The organism is Embleya hyalina (assembly GCF_003967355.1).
Lineage (GTDB): Bacteria > Actinomycetota > Actinomycetes > Streptomycetales > Streptomycetaceae > Embleya > Embleya hyalina.
Genome location: NZ_BIFH01000020.1, coordinates 337,474 through 338,298, shown reverse-complemented (window position 1 = coordinate 338,298; position 825 = coordinate 337,474).

Genomic DNA, 825 nt, shown 5'->3' with positions numbered 1-825 from the left:
CGGCGGGCAGGGAGGGTGGTCGGGTCGGGTTCTCCGGGGCGCCTTCCCGAGTGGGCCGGGCGGTTTCGGGGGCGTTTGGGGAGAGAGTTGGGGTTCGAAGCCGGATTTCGGCGGGTGGTTGTGGGCTTCGAGTTTTGGTGACCTGCGGTTTTGCGTGGTTGGGCGGCAAAGTCGGGCGTCGGGTGCCGGTTTCGTGTGCTCCGACTTCCTCAACGCCGGATCAGAGAGGAAAACCTTTCGGTTGGCGTTGGTGTCGGGCGCTGCGACCCCGCAGGGGCCGTCGAGGAGACCGAAAGTGCCCAGCGGGAGCCGAAACCGGATCCCGAGGCACCTCGAACGCTCTCGCTTCGCGCTGACCTGCGGTTTTCTCGCACACCGAGGCCACGCCACCCCACGCCGTCCGGTTTCGTGAACTCTCGCCCGCCACACCCCCACCGCACCTCGAATGCCCTGCCCGACCCACCCGGGAAGGCACCTCGGAGAGCTCGACCGCACCGCCCTCCCTGCCCGCCGCTGCAGGCCGGTTTTCGCCGACCAACACACCCGTCTCGCCGGGAGCTTCGCGTCTCGGAGCCCCGCCCGCCGCCGGCGGCCCACCACCGCCCCTGACCGGTCCGGCACCGGCCACCCGCGACCGAAGCGCGGCTCTCGCCGAAGGCACCCGGCCCACTCGGGAAGGCCCCTCGGGAACCCGACCGGACCGCCCGCCCTGTCCGCCGCTGCCGGGCTGGTTTTCGCCGAGCAACGCACCCGTCTCGTCGAAAGCCCAAGCTCCGGAGCCTCACCCGCCGCCGGCGGCCCACCACCGACCCTGACCGGCCCCGC